Annotated in this window: 14 protein-coding genes; 10 read left to right on the top strand and 4 right to left on the bottom strand. The window is 73.0% G+C overall.

Annotation, left to right across the window (positions count from 1 at the left end):
* Nucleotides 1–198: 198 nt before the first annotated feature.
* Together ACIRDU_RS22115 and ACIRDU_RS22110 are read right to left on the bottom strand one after the other, a co-directional pair.
* A complete protein-coding gene (locus tag ACIRDU_RS22115; RefSeq protein WP_403581913.1) occupies nt 199–1,980 on the bottom strand; it encodes an ABC transporter ATP-binding protein in 1,782 nt (593 codons plus the stop codon).
* The gene (locus ACIRDU_RS22110) at nt 1,977–3,782 is read right to left on the bottom strand and encodes an ABC transporter transmembrane domain-containing protein (RefSeq protein ID WP_403581912.1); all 1,806 of its coding nucleotides are present in this window, start codon (nt 3,780–3,782) and stop codon (nt 1,977–1,979) included. Before ACIRDU_RS22110 ends, ACIRDU_RS22115 begins: the two co-directional genes overlap by 4 nt.
* Before the next feature lie 199 nt (nt 3,783–3,981).
* On the opposite strand from ACIRDU_RS22110, the gene ACIRDU_RS22105 reads away from it, so the two are divergent.
* Both ACIRDU_RS22105 and ACIRDU_RS22100 read left to right on the top strand, forming a co-directional pair.
* Nucleotides 3,982–5,586: a peptide-N4-asparagine amidase gene (locus tag ACIRDU_RS22105; protein ID WP_403581910.1), complete on the top strand. Its 1,605-nt coding sequence runs from the start codon at nt 3,982–3,984 to the stop codon at nt 5,584–5,586.
* Nucleotides 5,587–5,760: 174 nt separating this feature from the next.
* The gene (locus ACIRDU_RS22100; protein ID WP_403581908.1) at nt 5,761–7,173 is read left to right on the top strand and encodes a cation:dicarboxylate symporter family transporter; all 1,413 of its coding nucleotides are present in this window, start codon (nt 5,761–5,763) and stop codon (nt 7,171–7,173) included.
* A gap of 76 nt (nt 7,174–7,249) precedes the next feature.
* Here the strand turns inward: ACIRDU_RS22100 and ACIRDU_RS22095 are convergent, their stop codons facing one another.
* Entirely contained in the window at nt 7,250–7,699 is a 450-nt protein-coding gene (locus tag ACIRDU_RS22095; protein ID WP_403581906.1) for a MarR family winged helix-turn-helix transcriptional regulator, read from the bottom strand.
* Nucleotides 7,700–7,785: 86 nt separating this feature from the next.
* On the opposite strand from ACIRDU_RS22095, the gene ACIRDU_RS22090 reads away from it, so the two are divergent.
* Together ACIRDU_RS22090 and mltG are read left to right on the top strand one after the other, a co-directional pair.
* Nucleotides 7,786–9,588: an ABC transporter ATP-binding protein gene (locus ACIRDU_RS22090; RefSeq protein ID WP_403581905.1), complete on the top strand. Its 1,803-nt coding sequence runs from the start codon at nt 7,786–7,788 to the stop codon at nt 9,586–9,588.
* 43 nt (nt 9,589–9,631) lie between these two features.
* A complete protein-coding gene (gene mltG, locus ACIRDU_RS22085) occupies nt 9,632–10,477 on the top strand; it encodes an endolytic transglycosylase MltG (RefSeq protein WP_403581903.1) in 846 nt (281 codons plus the stop codon).
* 24 nt (nt 10,478–10,501) lie between these two features.
* On the opposite strand, the gene ACIRDU_RS22080 is transcribed toward mltG, so the two are convergent.
* Complete coding sequence (locus tag ACIRDU_RS22080; RefSeq protein ID WP_403581902.1) at nt 10,502–11,578, bottom strand: NAD(P)-binding domain-containing protein; 1,077 nt, start codon at nt 11,576–11,578, stop codon at nt 10,502–10,504.
* 142 nt (nt 11,579–11,720) lie between these two features.
* Here ACIRDU_RS22080 and ACIRDU_RS22075 point away from each other — a divergent pair, with 142 nt between their 5' ends.
* The 6 genes from ACIRDU_RS22075 (at nt 11,721) to ACIRDU_RS22050 (ending at nt 20,694) form a co-directional block, all read left to right on the top strand.
* On the top strand, nt 11,721–12,143 hold the full coding sequence (locus ACIRDU_RS22075; protein WP_234749552.1) for a YjbQ family protein: 423 nt from the start codon (nt 11,721–11,723) through the stop codon (nt 12,141–12,143).
* A 146-nt stretch (nt 12,144–12,289) separates the two neighbouring features.
* Complete coding sequence (locus ACIRDU_RS22070; RefSeq protein ID WP_403581900.1) at nt 12,290–15,517, top strand: SpoIIE family protein phosphatase; 3,228 nt, start codon at nt 12,290–12,292, stop codon at nt 15,515–15,517.
* A 64-nt stretch (nt 15,518–15,581) separates the two neighbouring features.
* Nucleotides 15,582–17,150: a sugar ABC transporter ATP-binding protein gene (locus tag ACIRDU_RS22065; protein WP_403581898.1), complete on the top strand. Its 1,569-nt coding sequence runs from the start codon at nt 15,582–15,584 to the stop codon at nt 17,148–17,150.
* Nucleotides 17,147–18,211 carry an ABC transporter permease gene (locus ACIRDU_RS22060; RefSeq protein WP_403581896.1) on the top strand — a complete coding sequence of 355 codons (1,065 nt, stop codon included), beginning with the start codon at nt 17,147–17,149 and terminating at the stop codon, nt 18,209–18,211. The genes ACIRDU_RS22065 and ACIRDU_RS22060 overlap by 4 nt, the downstream gene beginning before the upstream one ends.
* A 45-nt stretch (nt 18,212–18,256) precedes the next feature.
* Entirely contained in the window at nt 18,257–19,420 is a 1,164-nt protein-coding gene (locus tag ACIRDU_RS22055; RefSeq protein WP_403581894.1) for a substrate-binding domain-containing protein, read from the top strand.
* Between the two features lie 167 nt (nt 19,421–19,587).
* Complete coding sequence (locus ACIRDU_RS22050; RefSeq protein WP_403581893.1) at nt 19,588–20,694, top strand: NAD(P)/FAD-dependent oxidoreductase; 1,107 nt, start codon at nt 19,588–19,590, stop codon at nt 20,692–20,694.
* Nucleotides 20,695–20,812 lie beyond the last annotated feature (118 nt).

The following is a 20,812-nucleotide window of genomic DNA, read 5'->3' as shown; positions in this document are numbered from 1 at the left end:
CGGGGCACTGGCGCCGCCCGAACCGCTGGTCCCCGGGCGTTCCCCGAGCCGGTGCCTGATTCCAGCCTTCCACCCCGGCTCGGGACCGCGCAACGCCAAGGTGCCTTCCCCCCGGCTCGGGCCCGCGCAACGCCAAGGGCCCGGTGGCCCCTCGGGGCGAGCGCCCCGCCCCGCTCATCCCGTCGCTCGGGTCACGACTCAGCCGTGCCACGACCTCCACAGCGCCGCATACGCCCCGTCCGCCGCGACCAGCTCCTCGTGGCTGCCCAGCTCGCTGATGCGGCCGTTCTCGACGACGGCGATGACGTCCGCGTCATGGGCGGTGTGCAGCCGGTGCGCGATGGCGACGACGGTGCGGCCGTCGAGGACCCGGGCCAGGGACCGTTCCAGGTGGCGGGCGGCGCGCGGGTCGAGCAGCGACGTCGCCTCGTCCAGGACCAGCGTGTGCGGGTCCGCCAGCACCAGGCGGGCCAGCGCGATCTGCTGGGCCTGCGCCGGGGTGAGCGCCAGACCGCCCGAGCCGACCTCGGTGTCCAGGCCGTCCTCGAGCGCCCGGGCCCAGCCGTCCGCGTCGACCGCGCCCAGCGCCGCCCACAGCTCGGCGTCGACGGCACCGGTCCGCGCGAGCCGGAGGTTGTCGCGCAGGGAGCCCACGAAGACGTGGTGCTCCTGGTTGACCAGGGCCACGTGGGAGCGGACACGCTCGGCGGGCATCCGGGACAGCTCGGCGCTGCCCAGCGTGATCCGGCCGTCCCGGGGCGCGTAGATCCCGGCGAGCAGCCGCCCCAGCGTGGACTTGCCCGCGCCCGAGGGGCCGACCAGGGCCAGCCGGGTGCCGGGGGAGACCTCCAGGGACACCTTGCGCAGGACGTCCACGCCCTCCAGGTAGCCGAAGTGCACGCGGTCGGCGTGCACATGACGTCCCTCGGGAGCCACCGACGGATCACCGGCGTCCGGCTCGATGTCCCGGACCCCGACGAGCCGGGCCAGCGACACCTGGGCCACCTGCAGCTCGTCGTACCAGCGCAGGATCATGCCCACCGGGTCGACCAGCATCTGGGCGATCAGCGCGCCGGTCGTCAGCTGGCCGACGTCGATCCACCCGTGCAGGGCGAACACACCGCCGATCATCAGGACCGAGGCGAGCACGGTCACGTGGGTGACGTTGATGACCGGGAAGAGCACCGACCGCAGCCAGAGCGTGTACCGCTCCCAGGCCGTCCACTCCCGGATCCGGCGCTCCGACAGGGCGACGCGGCGCTCGCCCAGGCGGTGGGCCTCGACGGTGCGCCCGGCGTCCACGGTCTCGGCCAGGGCGGCGGCCACGGCGGCGTACCCGGCGGCCTCGGAACGGTAGGCCGAGGGCGCCCGCCGGAAGTACCAGCGGCAGCCGACGATCAGCAGCGGCAGGGCGAGCAGCACGGCGAGCGCCAGCGGCGGCGCGGTGATCACCAGCCCGCCCATCAGCAGGACCACCCACACCACGCCGATCGACAGCTGCGGCACGGCCTCACGCATCGCGTTGCCCAGCCGGTCGATGTCGGTCGTGATCCGGGACAGCAGGTCGCCGGTCCCGGCCCGCTCCAGCACTCCCGGCGGCAGCCCGACCGACCGGACGAGGAAGTCCTCGCGCAGGTCGGCCAGCATCCGCTCGCCCAGCATCGCGCCGCGCAGCCGCACCTGACGGACGAACACGGCCTGGACGGCCAGCGCCGCCACGAAGAGCCCGGCCGTGAGCTCCAGCCGCAGGTCCCGCGCCCCGTCGGACACCCGCTCCACCAGCCCGCCCAGCAGCCAGGGACCGGCCATCGAGGCGATCACGGCGGCCGTGTTGACGGCGACCAGCAGCAGGAACGCCCGCCGGTGCCGGCGCAGCAGTTCGGCCACGTAGGCGCGGACGGTCTCGGGGGCGCCGACCGGCAGGGTGCTCGCCGTGGTCGGGGCCGCCGGGTCGTACGCCGGTGGCGCGACGCCGATCATGCCTTCTCCTCGATCTCTTCCAGTTCCTGCAGTACGTCCTTCAGGGCGACGGAGCCGTCCAGTGCGGCCTCGTCGTCCGTCTCGCGTGTGACGACCGCCCGGTAGCGGGGTTCGCTCTGCACCAGCTCGCGGTGGGTGCCCACCGCCACGGTCTCGCCGTCGTGCAGGAACACGACCCGGTCGGCGCGGTCCAGCAGCAGCGGGGAGGAGGTGAACACCACGGTCGTGCGCCCGGCGCGCAACTCCCGCACGCCTTGCGCGATCCGTGCCTCGGTGTGCGAGTCGACGGCCGAGGTCGGCTCGTCCAGGACGAGCGCCTCCGGGTCCGTCACCAGCGACCGGGCCAGCGCGAGCCGCTGGCGCTGACCGCCGGACAGGGACCGGCCGCGTTCGGTGATCCGCGCGTCCATGGGGTCGGCGGCGTCCAGCGAGCCCTGCACCAGCGCCGCCAGGACGTCGTCGCACTGCGCGGCCGCCAGCGCCGCCTGCGGCTGGACGTCGCCCGACGCGGGTACGTCGAGCAGGTCGCGCAGCGTGCCGGACAACAGGACGGGGTCCTTGTCCTGGACGAGGACGGCCGTACGGGCGCTGTCCAGCGGGAGTTCGTCGAGCGGCACACCGCCCAGCAGCGCCGAGGTGCCCTCCTGGGACGGGTGTCCGCCCAGCCGTTCCGCCAGCAGGCCCGCCGCGTCCGGGTCGCCGCACACCACGGCGGTGAGCCGCCCGGCCGGCGCGAGCAGGCCGGTCTCCGGGTCGTACAGGTCGCCGGAGGGGACGCCGGCGGCGCGCGACCCGGCGGTGTCCGTGGGCCGCTGAAGCGACAGCACTCCCGCGGCCCGCTTGGCGGAGGGCCGGGAGAAGGAGTACGCCATGGCGATCTCCTCGAAGTGCCGCAGCGGATAGGTGAGAACCATGACCGAGCTGTAGACGGTGACCAGTTCGCCCACGGTGATCCGGCCCTCGCGTGCCAGCCGCACGCCGTACCAGACGACGGCGATGAGCAGCAGCCCCGGCAGCAGGACCTGGATCGCCGAGATCAGGGACCACATCCGGGCGCTGCGCACGGCCGCGTGGCGGACCTCCTGGGAGGCGCTGCGGTAGCGGTCGAGGAACAGCTCCTCGCCGCCGATGCCGCGCAGCACGCGCAGGCCGGCGACGGTGTCCGAGGCGAGTTCGGTGGCGCGTCCGGCCTTCTCGCGCTGGGTGTCGGCGCGCCGGGTGGCGCGGGGCAGCAGCGGCAGCACCGCGAGCGCCAGCGCGGGCAGCCCCACGGCGACGACCACGCCGAGCGCCGGCTGGTAGACGAGCAGGCCGACGCAGACCAGCACGATGGTGACCAGGGCCGCGGTGAAGCGGGACAGGGCCTCGACGAACCAGCCGATCTTCTCGACGTCACCCGTCGAAACCGCCACCACTTCACCGGCCGCGACGCGTCGGGTCAGCGCCGAGCCCAGATGGGCCGCCTTGCGGGCGAGGAGTTGCTGGACCCGGGCGGCCGCCGTGATCCAGTTGGTGATCGCGGTGCGGTGCAGGAAGGTGTCGCCCACGGCGTTGCCGACGCAGGCCAGCGCCAGCAGGCCGCCCGCCAGGGCGAGCCGTGAGCCGGAGCGGTCGACGACGGCCTGCACGGCGACCCCGACACAGAACGGCAGCGCGGCGACGGAGGCGAAGTGCAGCAGCCCCCAGGCCAGCGACTTGAGCTGACCGCCCAGCTGATTCCGGAAGAGCCACCACAGGAATCGGGGGCCCGAACGCGCGTCCGGCACGCCCGGGTCGGGGTACGGAAGGTCTTGAATCTGCATGACGTCCCAGTGGCTCGTGTCAGGGGGGATGAGGTCCGGCCGAAGGCAGCAAACCGTGACAGGTTCGCCTCGCCGCGCGGTCCGGGGCAACAGGTTTTCCGCCCACCGACGGGAACCGGCCGACCGGGGCGGGAACAGGGCTGTCCCGGCGGGCAGGTGCTCATTGCGGAGGCGGCCGGGGCCCCGTAGAACACCGCCCATGAAGAGACGTATCGTCATGTCCATGCTTGCCGGAGCGACCCTCCTGGCGGGCACCCTCCTCGGCACCGGACCCGCCGGGGCGGCGGACGTCCCGGCCCGGGCGGCCGGCGTCCCCGCCGAGTTCGGCACCGACTGGCACGACCCGGTCACGGCCGCCCCGCCCGTCGAAAGGCCTGCCGGAAAGTCCTGTGAAGTCACCGTCGCCCAAGCGCGGTTCCGTGACTTCACCCCGTACCGCGGCACATACACCCCGCCCGACGGCTGCGGCGACCGCTGGAGCAAGGTGGTGCTGCGGCTCGACGGCAACGTCAAGGGGCGCCAGTACGACCGGCTCGGCTACATCCACGTCGGCGGGGTCGAGATCTTCCGGACGTCGACGCCGCAGCCCTCGCCGGACGGCATCGAGTGGTCCGTGGAGAAGGACGTCACGCGCTACAGCGACACCTTCCGCACGCGCCGGGACGTCGAGATGCTCATCGGGAACGTCGTCGACGACACCTACACGGGCGTCCTCGACGTCAAGGTCACGCTGACGTTCTACCGGGGCCGCCCCGACGGGAAGAGCCCCGACCGGGTCCTCACCCTCGACGGCGACTCGGCCCTCACCACGCCGCGCAACAGTGAGCGCGTCCTCGCCGAGGTGTACGCGACCGGGTCCGGCGGCGGCTGCGAGGAGTACTGGTACCTGACGGTGCCCGATCCGGCGCCGTACTCCTGCAAGGCCGGCCAAGGCCCCTACCGGGAGGTGCAGATCAGCGTGGACGGCCGGCTCGCGGGCATCGCGGCCCCGTTCCCGACGGTGTGGACCGGGGGCTGGTCCAACCCGTTCCTCTGGTACGTGATCCCGGGCCCGCGCGCCTTCGACATCAAGCCGATCACCTACGACCTCACCCCCTTCGCCGGGATCCTCAACGACGGCCGCCCGCACCGCGTCGAGGTCTCGGTCGTCGGCGTGCCCGAGGGGCAGACCGGCTGGAGCACGCCCGTGAACGTCCTCGTCTGGCAGGACGAGCAGCGCGAGCGGGTCACCGGGAAGCTCACGGTGCACAGGGAGGGCGACCTCACCGACTCATCGGCGTACACGCCCGGTTCGGAGCATGCGGTCCACACCGAGGGCGCCCACCGGCTGACGGTCGGCGGCTACCTCGACACGTCGCACGGCCGCGTCAGGACCACGGTCAGCCGCTCGCTCGCCCACGCCTCCACGCACCGCTGGACCGAGGGCGAGACGACTGACGCGCTCGAAGCCACGTGGACCGACGACGAGTCGGTGACCGTCGACGGCCGCGCCACGCGCACCCACCGCATCTACACGATGGACGGTACGACCACCCTCGGCGCGGGCGACCGGCTGCGAACGGTGCTGACCCTGGGCGACCGCGCCACGGTCGCCGGGACGCATCACGGGCGGCGCATCCCGTGGTCACGGCTCGACCACACCTACACGGGCGACGCGACGTACACGGCGAACGTGCCGCGCGACCGGCGCCACGCGGTCGGCACCACGAGCGAGCGCTACCGGCTGCACGGCTCGCGCGGCTGCTACGACCGCACGCTGACCGCCGTGCAAGGGGTGCTCACGGAGGACATCAGCCGATGCTGAGGTGAGCGAGGGGGTGTGTGCGACGTAGGCCACTTATGACGTTTTTACTTGGCTGAAACGTTGCGGTCTTGTGCGTGATCGAGACGGCCTTCAGTGTGTCGGAAGCGGAATCTTCCTTCCGCATCACAGAAGTCTCCTCCGGCTTCTGTGCGCGCCGTCCCCCTAGGAGGCTACGTGCCGCCGTCTGTACCGTCCCTGCCGCGACGCGTCGCACGCACTCTACGCACCTCGCTCTTCGCGCAGGTTTCCTGTGCGCTCGTCCTCGGAATCGTCGTCGGGAAGCTGTGGCCGGACACGGCCACGGCTCTCCAGCCGCTCGGCGACGGTTTCACCCGGCTCATCAAGACGGTGATCTCGCCGCTGGTGTTCTGCGTGGTCGTCGTCGGCATCGCCAAGGCCGGTGACCTGAAGGCCTTCGGCCGGATCGGGGTCAAGGCCCTCATCTGGTTCGAGATCGCCTCCACCGCCGCCCTGGTCATCGGTCTCGTGGCGGCCAACGTCGTCGGCCCGGGCAAGGGCATGAACGTCGACCCGTCCTCGCTGAACACCGCGGCGGTGGACGAGACGACGGGCGGCGGTCATCTGCCCACGACGACCGAGTTCGTCCTGAACGCGCTGCCGCAGAGCTTCGTCGGCGCCTTCGCCGAGAACGAGCTGCTGCAAGTCCTCATCCTGGCCTGCCTGGTGGGCGCTGCCCTGCTGCACCTCGGGCACACCAAGGTGCCGAAGATCCTGCCCGCGATCGAGCAGGCCCAGGAGATCATCTTCGCGGTCGTCGGCTTCATCATGCGGCTGGCCCCGCTCGCGGTGTTCGGCGCGATGGCCCACCTGGTCGGCAACTACGGCCTGGGCGTCATACGGACGTACGCCAAGCTCATCGTGCTCTGCTACGTGGCCGCGGCACTGTTCGTCGCGCTGCTCGCCGTCGCTCTGAAGGCCGTCACCGGGCTCAGCCTGTGGAAGTTCCTGCGCTACATCCGCGAGGAGATGCTGCTCGCGCTCGGCACCGCGTCCACCGAGTCGGTCATGCCGCGCGTGATGCAGAAGCTGCGCCGGGCCGGCGCCCGCGACGACGCCGTGGGCCTGGTCCTCCCCACCGGCTACTCCTTCAACCTCGACGGCGCCTCGCTCTACCTGTCCATCGGCACACTGTTCATCGCCCAGGCGGTGGGCGTGGACCTGAGCCTCGGTCAGCAGGTCACCGTCGTCCTGGTGCTGATGCTGACCAGCAAGGGCATGGCGGGCATTCCCGGTTCGGCGTTCCTCGCCCTGTCCGCGACCGCCTCGTCCCTGGGGGCGATCCCCGCCGGAGCCGTCGCGCTGCTGCTCGGCGTGGACCGCATCATGGACTCGATGCGCGTCGTCACGAACCTGCTCGGCAACTGCGTCGCCGTCTTCGCGGTGTCCCGCTGGGAGGGGGCGCTGGACACCGCCCGGGCGAAGAGGACACTCGACGGGGAGGACACCTTCGACCCGGACGAGGGTGAAAGGGGCACCGACGGCGAGATCGGCACCGAAGCGCCGGTCCCGGGCATCCCGGCCCAGAAGTCCAAGGAACTCGAGGAGCCTGTCCCCGAGGCCGGTTGAGAGCGACCGAACGGGCCGCGGCCACCGCTTGGGCAGGACGAGCGGCGGCCGCGGCCCGATTCCGTACCCCGGCCGGTCAGCAGGACTGCACCGGCGCCCCGTCGATCAGCGTGTTCAGCAGCCCCCCGAGCGCCTCGCGCTGATCCCCCGTCAGCGGCGCGAGGATCTCCTCCGCCGCCGACCTGCGCGCCGCCCGCAGCTCGCGCAGCGCGCCCCGGCCGTCGTCCGTGAGCTCGATGCGGATCACCCGCCGGTTCGCCGGGTCCGGGACCCGGCGCACCTTGCCGCTCGCCTCCAGGCCGTCGACCAGCGTCGTCACGGCCCGCGGCACCACCTCCAGGCGCTCGGCCAGGTCCGCCATGCGCGGTGGCGAGCCCCAGTGCGCGAGCGTGCGCAGCAGCCGGGACTGGGCCGGGGTGATGCCGAGGTCGCGCTGCTCCAGATGGCGCTTCTGGATGCGGTGCACCCGGCGGGTGAGCCGCAGCAACTGCTCGGCGAGCAGGCCGTCGGGGTCGGGCGTGGTCATGCGGGAACAATATCAGGATGCAGTTCATTGTGAGTATAGGTAACAATGGGCTGTGATCCGATCCGCCGCATCCCGCGTAGGAGCCCATGCATCCCGACCGTGAAGCCCCCTGGACCCCGCCGGCCGACTCGAAGGAGCAGCCCCGGCAGGTCCGCCGCATCCTCGGCCTCTTCCGCCCCTACCGGGGCCGTCTCGCGATCGTCGGCCTGCTGGTCGGTGCCGCCTCGCTGGTCTCGGTCGCCACGCCCTTCCTGCTGAAGGAGATCCTCGACGTCGCGATCCCCGAGGGGCGTACGGGCCTGCTCAGCCTGCTCGCCCTCGGCATGATCCTCAGCGCCGTCCTCACCAGCGTCTTCGGGGTTCTCCAGACCCTGATCTCCACGACGGTCGGCCAGCGCGTCATGCACGACCTGCGCACCGCCGTCTACGGCCGGCTCCAGCGCATGTCCCTCGCCTTCTTCACGCGCACGCGTACGGGCGAGGTGCAGTCCCGCATCGCCAACGACATCGGCGGCATGCAGGCCACCGTCACCTCCACCGCGACCTCCCTGGTCTCCAACGCCACCAGCGTCGTCGCCACGATCGTCGCGATGATCGCCCTCGACTGGCGCCTGACGGTCGTCTCGCTGCTGTTGCTGCCGGTGTTCGTGTGGATCAGCCGCCGCGTCGGCAACGAACGCCGGAAGATCACCACCCAGCGCCAGAAGCAGATGGCCGCCATGGCCGCCACCGTCACCGAGTCGCTCTCGGTGAGTGGCATCCTGCTCGGCCGCACCATGGGCCGCTCGGACTCGCTGACGAAGTCCTTCTCCGACGAGTCCGAGGACCTCGTCGACCTGGAGGTGCGGTCGAACATGGCCGGCCGGTGGCGCATGGCCGTCATCACGATCGTCATGGCCGCCCTGCCCGCCGTCATCTACTGGACCGCCGGCATGGCTCTCCAGCTGGGCGGGCCCGCGGTCTCCATCGGCACGATCGTCGCCTTCGTCTCGCTCCAGCAGGGCCTGTTCCGCCCGGCCGTGAGCCTGCTGTCGACCGGCGTGCAGATCCAGACGTCCCTCGCCCTCTTCCAGCGCATCTTCGAGTACCTCGACCTGCCGGTCGACATCACCGAGCGCCCGGACCCGGTGAGCCTCGACCGGATCAGGGGCGAGGTCCGCTTCGAGAACGTCTCCTTCGGCTACGACGGCAAGGGCGGCCCGGTCCTCGACGGCATCGACCTCACCGTCCCGGCCGGAGGCAGCCTCGCGATCGTCGGCCCCACCGGCGCCGGCAAGTCCACCCTCGGCTACCTGGTGCCCCGGCTCTACGACGTGACCGGCGGTCGCGTCACCCTGGACGGGGTCGACGTCCGCGACCTCGACTTCGACACCCTGGCCCGCGCGGTCGGCGTCGTCTCGCAGGAGACGTACCTCTTCCACGCCTCGGTCGCCGACAACCTGCGCTTCGCCAAGCCCGACGCCACCGACGAGGAACTCCACCAGGCGGCGAGGGCGGCGCAGATCCACGACCACATCGCGGCCCTGCCCGACGGCTACGACACCGTCGTGGGCGAGCGCGGCCACCGCTTCTCCGGCGGTGAGAAGCAGCGCCTGGCCATCGCCCGCACCATCCTGCGCGACCCGCCGGTCCTCATCCTCGACGAGGCCACCAGCGCGCTGGACACCCGGACCGAGGCGGCCGTCCAAGACGCCATCGACGCCCTGTCGGCCAACCGCACCACGCTCACCATCGCCCACCGGCTCTCCACCGTGCGCGGCGCCGACCAGATCGTGGTCCTCGACTCCGGCCGCGCGGTCGAACGCGGTACGCACGAGGAGCTTCTGGAGGAGGGCGGCCGGTACGCGGCGCTCGTACGCCGGGACGCCCAACTGGAACCGACAAGATGAAAATATGCCGGGTTTGTGACGGTATGCGGGTTACCGTGCCCGCATGCAGAAGAACACTCCGCCACGGAGCACGATTCGACTGACGCGCCGGGGCCGTATCGCCCTCGTCGCGACCGGAGCCGTCGTGGTCGGTACCGCGGTGGCGGTGCCGCTGCTGATCCTGGAGACCGAGGAGAAAGGCCGGCCCACGACCCTGGTCATCCCGGAGGGCTGGCGCGCGAGCCAGGTCTACGCGGCCGTCGACAAGGCCCTCGCCCTGCCCGCGGGCAGCACGAGGAAGTCCCTGGAAAAGGCCGCCCTGAAGCTGCCGAACGACGCCGAGGGCAACCCCGAGGGCTATCTCTTCCCGGCCACCTATCCGCTCCAGGAGAAGGTCACGCCGGACAAGCTCCTCGCCCTGATGGTCGACACCGCGAACGACAGGTTCAACGGCGCGCCCGTCACCGCCGGGGCGCAGCGCAACGCCATGAACGTCTATCAGGCCGTCACCATCGCCAGCATCGTCCAGGCGGAGGCGGCCACCAGGGCCGACATGGGCAAGGTGGCGCGGGTCGTCTTCAACCGCCTCGAACGCGGCATGCCGCTGCAGATGGACTCCACCATCAACTACGCCCTGGGCCGCTCCACCGTCCGTACGACGGAGAGCGACACGCGGATCGACAGCCCCTACAACTCGTACCAGCGCATGGGCCTGCCGCCCACGCCCATCGCCAACCCCGGCGAGGAGGCGATGCGCGCTGCCGTCAACCCGCCCCCGGGTGACTGGCTGTACTTCGTCACGGTCCGCCCGGGCGACACCCGCTTCACGGCGAACTACCAGGAACACCAGCGCAATGTCGCGGAGTTCAACGCGCAGAGCAAGAAGAGCGGGGCGCGGGCGGCAGGTTGACAGCTCGGTGGGCCCCGGCCCGGGTCATGCCGCGGCCGGTTCCCGCTCCAGCAGCCGCCTGATGTCCCGTACGGCCGCGCGGCCGGCCCGGTTGGCTCCGATGGTGCTGGCCGACGGGCCGTATCCGACCAGGTGAACGCGGGGGTCGGCGGCCGCGTGCGTGCCTTCCATGCGGATGCCACCGCCGGGGGAGCGCAGCCGCAGCGGGGTGAGGTGGTCGAGGGCGGCACGGAAGCCGGTGGCCCAGAGGATGACGTCGGCGTCGACGTGCCGCCCGTCCTTCCAGTCCACCCCCGTGGGCGTGATGCGGTCGAACATCGGCTGCCGGTCGAGCACACCGTCCTCGATGCCCTGCCGGATCGCGTCGTTGAGCGGCAGCCCGGTGACCGAGACGACACTGCGGGGCGGCAGTCCCCGCCGTACCCGTTCCTCGACGAGCGCGACCGCCGCGCGGCCCGCGCCCTCGTCGAAGGGCCCCTCACGGAAGACGGGCGGGCGCCGCGTCACCCAGGTGGTGGCCGCCGCGTACGACGCGATCTCCAGCAGATGCTGGGTGCCCGAGGCGCCACCGCCCACCACCACGACCCGCTGCCCGGCGAACTCCTCGGGCCCGGGGTACTGCGCGGTGTGCACCTGCCGCCCCGTGAACGTCTCCTGGCCCGGGTAGCGCGGCCAGAACGGCCGGTCCCAGGTGCCGGTCGCGTTGATCAGCGCCCGCGCCGACCACACGCCGTCCGAGGTCTCCACGAGCAGCCGCCCGCCGGGCCCCTCGCGCACGGCCCGTACGTCCACCGGGCGCCTGACGCGCAGGTCGAAGGTCCGCTCGTAGCGGTCGAAGTACTCGCTGATCACCTGGGCGGACGGCCGCGCCGGGTCCGCGTCCCTGAGCTCCATCCCCGGCAGGGCGTGCATCCCGTGCACCTTGCCGTACGTCAGCGACGGCCACCGGAACTGCCAGGCTCCACCGGGGCCGGGGGAGTGGTCCAGCACGACGAAGTCGCGATCCGGCTCGAAACCGGATCGCCGCAGGTGATAGGCGCCGGCCAGACCGGCCTGACCCGCGCCTGTGACGACTACCTCGACCTCGCGTGTGTTGTTCACACTTCTACTAACTGGGGCGGGGTCGTGGATCTTCCCGTGAGGCGCCCTTCGCGACACGAGCCCCCCGTCGGCGGTGGGGATCCCCTCGCCACCCGGCCCGGCGTGGCTCGGGGAAGCCCGGCGCGTGCGTCAGGATGGGGGCATGTCAGATGTCTTCACCACCCGAGTTCTGAACGTCAGCACCGGTGCCGCGGAGAGGGTCCTCGACATCACCGGTGACTGCGAGTCGTTCCTGCGCGAGGCGGCGGCCGGCCGCGACGGCCTCCTCAATGTCTTCGTCCCGCACGCGACGGCCGGCATCGCCGTCCTGGAGACCGGCGCCGGCAGCGACGACGACCTCCTGGCCGCTCTGCACACCCTGCTGCCCGCCGACGACCGCTGGCAGCACCGGCACGGCAGCCCCGGCCACGGCCGCGACCACGTCCTGCCCGCCCTCGTCCCGCCCCACGCGACCCTGCCGGTGCTGGGCGGCCGGCTGGAGCTCGGCACCTGGCAGTCCGTGTGCCTGGTGGACACCAACAAGGACAACCCGGAACGGAAGGTGCGCCTGAGTTTCCTGGGGTGAGCGCCCTCCGCCCACCCCCGCCCCGCCGGTCACCGGTCCCGTGTGGCCCTGGTGTGCCGTGACGCCTGACCGTTATGCCCGTATCCTCATCAATGCCAGACTCTCTTCCGAGCAGCGGATTGTCGCGGGCGCAAGTGAGGCGAAGCGTGGTTCGGTCCGGCGAGGAACCCAAGCCGGCGGGGCGTGCGACGGACGGCACGGGGCCCGCCAGTCTTCGTGAGCTGTTCCTCCAGGGCGAGCCGGTCACGGCGGGCGTGCGGACGTCCATCCTGAACTCGTGGCAGCGCTGCCGGTCCCTGGGGCTGTCGCCGGACACGCTCGACCTGCCCTACCGGGACGACTTCGACCCGGGCGGCCGTATCGTCCGGGCGGCGGCGCCGGTGCTCGACCGGCTGCAGGCCACGTTCGCCGGCAGCCAGGTCAACATCTCGGTCGCCGACGCGAACGGGACGGTGCTGCTGCGCCGCTTCGGGGACCCGTCGATGGCCAGGAGCCTGCCGGCCATCCAGGTCGTGCCGGGGTTCGTGTTCGCCGAGCAGGTCGCCGGCACCAACGGCATCGGGCTGGCCCTGGCGGAGCGGCAGCTCATCCGCGTCTACGGCGCCGAGCACTTCGCGGAGCGCTCCCAGCAGAACGCCTGCGTCGCGCTGCCCGTCCGTGACCCGCTCAGCGGACGCATCGAGGGCGTCCTGTGTCTCGGCTATCCGCGCGGCTTGGAGCGGCCCGCGCTGGGTGTCGCCATCCGCCGCGCGGCCGAGGGCATCGAGCGGCGGCTGCTGGGACAGAGCTCCGCGCACGAGCGCGCCCTGCTGCGGACGTACCTGGCCACCGGGGCCGAGACCGCCGGTCCGCATCGCGGCGTGGCGATGGACGCGCTGGCGAACGAGTTCCGTCCCCGTGACCAGGCGATCCTGAAGGAGAAGGCCGCCGAGCTGATCTCCGGCGGGCAGCGGGGCGCCGTCGAGGTGACCCTGCCCGACGGCCGGCGGGTGACACTCGTGAGCCGCCCGGTGACGAGCAGCTCCGGTGTGCGGGGCATCGCCATCGAGGCCGTGCTGCCCGGTTCCGCGGCGGGGCCCCTCGTCATACCGCACCAGCCGGACGAGCTGTCGACGCTGTCGGGCCTCACCGCCGCCGCCGTCCCGCTCTCCACCGCGCGCCCGGCGATCACCTTGCCGTCCGGGCTCTCCGCCGCGGCCCCCGGCCCGGTCATCACGGCCGACGGAGACGGCGGCACGGCCCCGTCCCCCGCGACCACGGGGCCGGGCGGGACAGCCGGGCCCGGCGCGCTCCCCACGGCCGGTGGCCACAGGGGGACCGCCGCTGCCCCGGTCCCGCCCACTGAGCCCGGCGCGGCGGTCTCGGCGGACGGTGGCGGGGGTTCCGCCGGGTCGGCCGGCGGCCGGAGCCCTGCCGGGCCCACTGCGGCCGGCAGTCCGCACAGGGCGGACGAGCCCGGTGGTGCGACCGCCAGGCCTGGCACGCCCGCTGAGCCCGGTGCGGCCGTCTCGGCGGACGGTGGCAGGGGTTCCGCCGGGTCGGCAGGCGGCCCGAGCCCTGCCGGGCCCACCGCGGCCGGTAGCCCCGGGAGGGCTGCCGAGCCCGGTGAGGCCCTGGCTGCCGACGGAGGCCAGGGTCCGGCGGGTGATCACTCCGAAGGGGCGGCGTTCCCGGCGCGGGGGCTGGTGATGCTGGGGGAGCCGCACGTCGGGGCCTACGCCCTCGCCGCGCGCCGGCGCCTGGAGCTGCTGTCCGAGGCGAGCACCCGCATCGGCACCACCCTGGACGTGCGCCGCACCGCCGAGGAACTGGCCGAGACCGCGGTCCCCGGACTGGCCGACTTCGTCACCATCGACCTGCCCGACGCCGTGCTGCGCGGCGAGGAGTCCGTCGACCCCTTCGCCGACCTGCGCCGCACGGTCGTGCACGGCATCCGTGACGGCCTGCCCTTCACGCCGCCCGGCAAGCGCGTCGACTTCGGCCCGACCACGCCCCAGCTGCGCTGCCTCAGCAGCGGCGACGCCGTGCTGGAACCGGACCTGAAAGCCGCCGCGGGCTGGCTCGCCCAGGACCCCGAGCACACCGCGCGCCTGCTGGCCCACGTCCACTCCCTCATCGCGGTCCCCCTGCTCGCCCGCGGTGTCGTCCTGGGCATCGCCAGCTTCTACCGAGCCGGCGGCTCCTTCGGGGACGACGACCGCTCCCTGGCCCAGGAGTTCGCCTCCCGCGCCGCCCTGTCCATCGACAACGCCCGGCGCTACACCCACGAACGCACCATGGTCCTGGCCCTCCAGCGCCGGCTCCTCCCGCACGGCCTGCCCGACCAGGACACCGTCGAGGTCGCCCACCGCTACCTGCCCGCCGAATCCGACGTGGGCGGCGACTGGTACGACGTCATCCCCCTCTCCGGCGCCCGCGTCGGACTCCTCGTCGGCGACGTCGTCGGCCACGGCATGCTCTCCGCGGCCACCATGGGCCGCCTCCGCACCGCCGCGCGCAGCTTCGCCGAACTCGACTTCCCGCCCGAGGAGGTCCTCACCCACCTGGACAACCTCGTGGGCCGCCTCGACCGGGAGGACCCGGACGGCAAGGGCGCCGGCGTCATCGGCGCGACCTGCCTCTACGCCGTCTACGACCCGACAACGCAGCGGTGCCTGATGGCCCGCGCCGGCCACCCGCCGCCCGCGCTCGTCCGTCCCGACGGCAGCGTGACCTACCCCGACCTCCCCGCCGGGCCCCCGCTCGGCCTCGGAGGCCTGCCCTTCGACGCCGTCGAGGTCGACCTCCCCGAGGGCAGTCAGCTGGTCCTGTACACCGACGGGCTCATCGAGGACCGGCACCGCGACGTCGACGTGGTCCTGGAGCAGCTGCGCGAGGCCCTGGCCCACCCTGAGCGCGCCCCCGAGGAGACCTGCCAGGTGGTCCTGGACACCGTCGCACCCGCGCACCCGCACGATGACATCGCCCTGCTCGTCGCCCGTGTCCACGCCCTGGACCCCGGCCGGATCGCCGCCTGGGAACTGTCCGCCGACCCGGCCCTCGTCGGGGAGGTCCGGGCGTCCGCCATGCGGAGGCTGTCCGACTGGGGGCTCGACGAGACCGCGTTCGCCGCGGAGCTGATCCTGAGCGAGCTGATCACCAACGCCATCCGGCACGGCGCCGGGCCCATCCGGGTGCGGCTGCTCTACGACCGGACCCTGATCTGCGAGGTCTCCGACGCCAGCAACACCGCCCCGCACCTGCGCCGGGCGGCGAGTACGGACGAGGGCGGCCGCGGTCTGTTCCTCGTCGCGCAGCTCTCGCAGAGCTGGGGCACGCGCTACCTGCCGGAGGGCAAGGTCATCTGGGCCGAATGCGGGCTCGACGCCGCGTGACGCGGTCACCGGCCCCGGAGTCGTCGCGAGCCGAAAAATGCCCGAAATGCTGTAATTTGATCGGGTGCGCGACGCTCCCGACATGCCGGCGAAGGCGGCTTCGCCCTTCGGGCCGGAACCCCTGGTCCGCATCCGCGGGCTCAGCAAACGGTTCGGCGGCACCGTCGCGCTGGCCGGGGTGGATCTCGACGTCCACGCCGGCAGCGTCCTCGCCCTGCTCGGGCCCAACGGGGCCGGGAAGTCCACGCTCATCAAGATCCTCGCCGGAGTCCACCACGCCGACGCGGGACAGGTCACCGTCGCCGGGGAGCCCCTCGGCAGCCCCGCCGCCACCCGGAGCATGTCCTTCATCCACCAGGACCTCGGTCTCGTGGAGTGGATGACGGTCGCCGAGAATCTCGCCCTGACCACCGGGTACACGCGCCGGTCCGGGCTGATCTCCTGGCGGCGCACCCGCGAGCGCTGCGCCGACGCCCTCCGGATCGTCGCCGCCCCCCTCGACCCCGACGCACCGGTCTCCTCACTCGCGCCGGCCGAACGCTCGCTGGTCGCCATCGCCCGGGCCCTGGCGGCACGCGCACGGCTGATCGTCCTCGACGAGCCGACCGCCCGCCTGCCCGCCGCGGACAGCGCCCGGCTCTTCCGCGTCCTGCACGACCTGCGCGACCGCGGGCACGCCATCCTCTACGTCAGCCACCGCCTGGACGAGGTCTACCAGGTCGCCGGCACCTTCGCCGTCCTGCGCGACGGCCGACTCGTCAGCCACGGCCGGCTGGCGGACCGCAGCCCGGCCCGCCTGGTCCAGGACATCGTCGGCGAGGCGGGCGAGGCCGGCGAGGCGGACGAACCGGCCCTCCACCGCCCCGCCGGGTCCCCGGCCGGCGCGCCGCCCGTCCTGGCCCTCGACGGCGTGCGCACCGCCCGGGCCGGACCCGTCAGCCTCCAGCTCGCGGCCGGGGAGGTCCTCGGTTTGGTCGGCCTCTCCGGCGCCGGGCACATGGACCTGGGCCGCGCCCTCGCCGGTGCCCGGCCCCTCCTGGACGGGCGGGCCGTGCTGCACGGGCGGCCGTACCGCCCCCGCACGGTCGCGGAGGCCGTCGCTCTCGGAGTCGGCCTCGTGCCGGGCGACCGACTGCGCGAGGGCTGCCTCGCCGAGCTGACCGTACGGGAGAACCTCCTGGCCAACCCCCGCGCGGGAGGTCTTGCGGCACCGCGCTGGATCGGCCCCCGCCGCGAACGCACCCGCGCCGCGGCCCTGATGGAACGGTTCGCGGTGCGCCCCCGGGACACCGAAACCCCCATCGCCACGCTCTCCGGCGGCAACCAGCAGAAGGTCATGATCGGCCGCTGGCTGCGCACGGACCTGCGGCTGCTGATCCTGGAGGAGCCGACGGCGAGCGTCGACGTCGGCGCCAAGGCCGCGATCCACCGCCTGCTCCGGGAGGCACTGGAGGCGGGCCTCGCGGTCCTGCTGCTGTCCACCGACTTCGAGGAGGTGGCGAGTGTGTGCCGCCGGACGCTGGTCTTCGTGCGCGGGACCGTGACGACGGAGCTGAGCGGCCCCGCCCTCACCGTCGCCGGACTCACCCGGGCGGCCTCGGCCCTGCCCCCGTCCACGGCCGGGCACTCATGACGCCGCCGCCCCGGCCGCGGCGCCGACCCGGCGGCCACCACATCGGCGCCTACGGCCTGCTTGCCCTCACCGCCCTGCTCTACCTGGTCTTCTCCCTCGTCCTGCCGGACACCTTCCCCACGCTGGACACCGTCGACTCGATCCTGTCCAACCAGTCGATCCCGGCGGTCCTCGCGCTCGCCGCCATGGTGCCCATCGTCACCGGCGCGTTCGACCTGTCCATCGGCTACGGCCTCGGCCTGGCCCATGTGATGGTGCTGTGGCTCGTCGTCGACGAGGGCTGGCCCTGGCCGCTCGCCTGCCTCACCGTGCTGGCCGGAGGGCTGGTCGTGGGCGTCCTCAACGGCGTCGTCGTCATGTTCGGCCGGATCGACTCCTTCATCGCCACCCTCGGCACCGGCAGCATGATGTACGCCGTGACCGGCTGGATCACCGACGGCGGCCGGATCGTCCCCGGCCCCCAGGGCCTGCCGCCCGCGTTCACCGACCTCTACGACTCCTCGTTCCTCGGCCTCCCGGTCCCCGCCTTCTACGTGCTCGCGCTCGCGGCCCTCCTCTGGCTGGTGCTGGAGCGGCTGCCGCTCGGCCGGTACCTGTACGTCGTCGGGTCGAACCCGCGCGCGGCCGGCCTCGTGGGCATCCCGACCCGCACGTACACCGTCTACGCGTTCGCCGCCTCGGGCCTGATCGTCGGTTTCGCCGGTGTGCTGCTCGCCGCCCAGCAGCAGATCGGCAACCCGAGCGTGGGCCTCGACTACCTGCTGCCCGCCTTCGTCGGCGCCCTCCTCGGCTCCACGGCGATCAAGCCCGGCCGGCCCAACGCCCTCGGCACGGTCGTCGCCGTCGCCGTCCTGGCCGTCGGCCTCACCGGCATCGCCCAGCTGGGCGCCGAGTTCTGGACGGTCCCGCTGTTCAACGGCGGCACCCTGCTCATCGCCGTCGGCCTGGCCGGATACGCGGCCCGCCGCCGGTTGCGCGGCGGTGCGGCCCGCGACACGCCCGCCGCGCCGCCCCCGCCGCCGTCCTCCCCGGCGCCGGGGGGCGGAACGGCACCGCCCTGACCCTCCCGGCACGCCCGCCGCGTCGATCCCCTCACTGGAGCTCCCGTGCACCGCACTCGCAAGGCCGCCCCCGCAGTCCGCACCGCGCGGCTCGCCTCCTGCGCCCTGCTGGCCACGGCCGTCGCCCTCGTCGGCTGCGAACGCGGTTCCTCCGACGGCGCGGAGGAGACCGTGACAGGCCCGAACGGCTGCCCCGCCGTCCACGCCCGCGCCCGGGACGCCGTCACCCGGGCGGAGCGGACCGACATCCCCTGGGGAGGGCCCACCAGCGGCCCCGAGGCGGTGTCCGGCAAGACGATCGTCTACGTGGCCCAGACCATGACCAACCCCGGTGTCGCGGGCGCCGCGAACGGGGTGCGGGAGGCCGCGCGGGCCATCGGCTGGAACGTCCGGGTGATCGACGGCGGGGGCACCCCGGCCGGCATCCAGGCGGCCATGAGCGAGGCGGTGGCCCTGAGGCCCTCGGGCATCGTCATCGGCGGGTTCGACCCCGACTCGACGGCACAGCAGGCCGCCCGGGCCAACGCGCAGCGCATCCCGCTCATCGGCTGGCACGCGGTCCCCGAGCCCGGCCCCAGCCGGCAGCCCGACCTGTTCACCAACGTCACCACCCGCGTCCAGGACGTGGCCCGCATCAGCGCGCAGTGGATCATCTCCGACTCCAACGGCCGCGCCGGCGTGGTGCTCATCACCGACGCCTCGATCCCCTTCGCGCGCAACAAGTCCGACCTGATCCGCGAGGAGCTGGCGAGCTGTCAGGGCGTGCGGCTGCTGTCGGTGGAGAACATCCCGATCCCCGACGCCAGCAGCCGCACGCCGAGGGAGATCTCCTCCCTGCTGTCCCGCTTCCAGGACCGCTGGACCCACTCCGTGGCCATCAACGACCTGTACTTCGCCGACGCCGCCCCCGCCTTCCGCGCCGCAGGCGAGAAGGGCTCCGGGCCGCCCTTCAACATCGGGGCCGGCGACGGCGACCCGTCCGCCTTCCAGCGCGTCAACAGCAGGCAGTACCAGGCCGCCACCGTGCCCGAGCCGCTGTCCCTCCAGGGCTGGCAGATCGTCGACGAGTTCAACCGTGCCTTCTCCGGCCGTCCCGCCAGCGGGTACGTGGCCCCCGTGCACATCGCCACGGCCGGCAACAGCGAAGGCGCCACCGCCTGGGACCCGTCGGGCTACCGGGAGGCGTACCGGAAGATCTGGGGAAAGTGACGGCCGGTCAGGTGCCGATCCCTTCACGGAACATGCACGAAACCTCGGGATCCCTTTAAAGTTCAAGCGCTACTGTCGCGTCAGTCGAGTGGCCGCCGGGGGTCGATCCGAGCGGGGCCCGTCCGCGGCGGCCCTCGCTCCCCCCCACCATGCACAGGAGACTCGGTGTGTACGACGGCGACGTAGTGGTGATCGGCGGCGGATACGCCGGCGTCCGGCTGGCCAAGCGGCTGGACGGCACGGCCCGGGTCACGCTGGTGGACCGCAAGGAGGTCTTCTTCCACCGCGTCGCCTCCCTGCGTGCCGGAGTGCACCCCGAGTGGACCCACACGCCCTTCATTCCCTACGACCGGCTGCTGCACCACGGCCGGGTGGTCACCGGCAAGGCCGTCCGCGTCGACACCGCCGAACGGCAGGTCGTCCTCGCCACCGGCGAGCGGCTGCCGTACGACGTGGTCGTGATCGCCACCGGCGCCGACTACCCCGAGCCGGCCCGCTTCACCGGCACCACCACCGAGGAAGCCGCCAAGTCGTTCGCCGAGCACCAGCGCGACATCGCCACGGCCGAACACGTCCTCGTCGTCGGCGGCGGCCCCGGCGGCGTCGAACTCAGCGCCGAGATCCGCCTCGCCCGCCCGGACGCCCGGGTCACCCTCGCCCACTCCGGGCCCGCCCTGCTCGACTCCACGGGCAGCGCCCGTCCCGGACGCAAGGCCCTGGCCTGGCTGGAGTCCCACGACATCGACGTACGGCTCGACTCCTTCATGTCGCCCGGCAACGACTTCGGCACCTACCGCGACGCCCGCGGCACGGTCATCGAGGCCGACCTGTCCTTCTGGGCGACGGGCACCACCCCCAACACGCTCTGGCTGCGCCTGGCCGGGCACGGCGACTGGCTCAACGGGGCCGGACGCGTGAAGGTCGACCGCACACTCCGGGTCGAGGGCAGGCTGGACGTGTTCGCCGTCGGCGACGTGAACGACGTCAGCGAACTCAAGATCACCCCCGCCGCCCTCGCCCAGGCGGACCTCGCGGCCCACAACATCCGCGCCTACCTCCAGAGTTCCGGCAAGCACCGCAAGGAGCCGCGCTTGTACCGCCCGATGCAGCGCACCCCGCTCATCGTGCCGTTCGGCCCCGCCGACGGACTGACCGTGCTGCCCGTGCCGGGCGGCGAGTCCGCCGTCCTCGGCAGCCGCACCACCACCCTGGCCAAGGCCAAGAGCCTCATGACGCCCTACATGCGCCGTCAACTCGGTTACACGGCGGCCTGACAAGCGGCCGGGCCGCCCTCCCCACCCCACCCCCGTCGTTACCCGTGGGTTCAGCCTGGGGTAGGGTCCCCAGCGTTTCCGGCTACCGACTGATGGTGTGCCGGTACAGGGCGTGTCG

Source organism: Streptomyces sp. NPDC093598 (assembly GCF_044764825.1).
Taxonomy (GTDB): Bacteria; Actinomycetota; Actinomycetes; order Streptomycetales; family Streptomycetaceae; genus Streptomyces.
Note: the sequence above shows the minus strand (reverse complement) of the source record. Positions and strands in the feature narration are given on the sequence as shown.

What these genes read in the sequence shown, in the direction of transcription:
- ACIRDU_RS22075 (WP_234749552.1), top strand. Translation starts at nt 11,721, where the DNA reads ATGTCAGATGTCTTCACCACCCGAGTTCTGAACGTCAGCACCGGTGCC.
- ACIRDU_RS22105 (WP_403581910.1), top strand. Translation starts at nt 3,982, where the DNA reads ATGAAGAGACGTATCGTCATGTCCATGCTTGCCGGAGCGACCCTCCTG.
- ACIRDU_RS22115 (WP_403581913.1), bottom strand. Translation starts at nt 1,980, where the DNA reads ATGATCGGCGTCGCGCCACCGGCGTACGACCCGGCGGCCCCGACCACG.
- ACIRDU_RS22060 (WP_403581896.1), top strand. Translation starts at nt 17,147, where the DNA reads ATGACGCCGCCGCCCCGGCCGCGGCGCCGACCCGGCGGCCACCACATC.
- ACIRDU_RS22090 (WP_403581905.1), top strand. Translation starts at nt 7,786, where the DNA reads ATGCATCCCGACCGTGAAGCCCCCTGGACCCCGCCGGCCGACTCGAAG.
- ACIRDU_RS22110 (WP_403581912.1), bottom strand. Translation starts at nt 3,782, where the DNA reads ATGCAGATTCAAGACCTTCCGTACCCCGACCCGGGCGTGCCGGACGCG.
- ACIRDU_RS22095 (WP_403581906.1), bottom strand. Translation starts at nt 7,699, where the DNA reads ATGACCACGCCCGACCCCGACGGCCTGCTCGCCGAGCAGTTGCTGCGG.
- mltG (WP_403581903.1), top strand. Translation starts at nt 9,632, where the DNA reads ATGCAGAAGAACACTCCGCCACGGAGCACGATTCGACTGACGCGCCGG.